Source organism: Micromonospora sp. NPDC049799 (assembly GCF_040656655.1).
GTDB lineage: Bacteria > Actinomycetota > Actinomycetes > Mycobacteriales > Micromonosporaceae > Micromonospora.
Window position 1 is genome coordinate 1 of record NZ_JBFAMU010000896.1, and the last position, 1136, is coordinate 1136.

The 1136-nt window shown below is 75.4% G+C and carries 1 protein-coding gene and 1 pseudogene; both read right to left on the reverse strand.

What is annotated here, in order from left to right:
* A pseudogene (locus AB0I76_RS30440) lies at positions 1-201 on the reverse strand (hypothetical protein); the annotation flags it as partial.
* A 111-nt stretch (positions 202-312) separates the two neighbouring features.
* A partial coding sequence (locus tag AB0I76_RS30445) for a glycosyltransferase (protein ID WP_357042749.1) occupies positions 313-1136 on the reverse strand: 824 nt, incomplete at its 5' end.

Here is a 1136-nt window from a genome sequence, read left to right on the forward strand (position 1 = left end):
CTGGGCGCTCAGGTCGCGGGCCAGGCCCGCGGCGTTGAGGAGGTGGGCGCGGGCCTGCCAGCCGCGTACGCCCACCCACCCCCCGGTGAGCAGCAGCAGCGACCCGACCACCAGGCCGGCGAGCAGGGCCCGGCGCAGGCGTGCCCGCCGGCGCCGACGGGACCGGCCACGTGGACGACGCCCGCTCTCGCTCTCCGTCACACCACACACTCCTTTCGGCAAATCAGACAGGAAGGCACATACCTCTTGGACGTTCCCAGCAGGTAACGATCGAGGACGTCGAAATATGACGCCTCGACCGTTATATGAGGATCACTCGTGGGTCGCGCGCGTGGCGGCACGCCCGCCGGCGACGTCGTACAGCAGCCGCTCGACGCGGTCCACACCCGCCGGCATGGCCATCTCGCGCAGGTACGCCTCCCGGCCCCGCCGACCCATGTCGGCCCGGGCGGGTGCCGGGATGGTGGCGGCGAGCCAGAACCGGTCGGCCAGCGTGGCCCAGTCCTCCGGCGGGCAGGACAGCCCGGCCCGGACCCGCTCGACCACCTCGGCCGTGTCGCCGCCCGCGGAGGCCACCACCGGGGCGGCGCAGGAGAAGGCGGCCTGGAGCTTGCCGGGTAGGGTGCCCCGCAGCTCGGGCAGGTCGCGCAGCATGACCAGCTGGTAGTCGGCCGCCGCGTACAGGTCGGGCATGTCCAGCGGCGAGCGGCGCTCGACGAACCGCACGTTGTCGGCACCCAGCTCGGCGGCGAGCCCCCGCACCCGCCGCTCCTCGGGCCCCGACCCGACCAGGACCAGGTCCATCGTCGCGTCCAGCGCGGCCGCCGCCCGGACCGCCGTCTCCAGCCCCTGCCGCGGGCCGATGGTCCCGGCGTGCATGACCACGCAGCGCCCCTCGCGGCGGACGAGCCGGCGGGCCGCCGAGCTGGCCCGGGCCGGATGGAAGATCCGCTCGTCGGTCCAGTTGAGCACGACCTCCACCCGGGACGGGTCCGCGCCCGCGGCGACCACCAGGTCACGCAGGCTGGGCGCGGCCACCGCGACGCGGTCCGCGGCCCGATAGGTACGCGCCATGGCCGCACCGAGTCGCTGCGCCCACTGCCCGTTCCCGGTGTCGGCCGGCTGGTCGGCGGCCC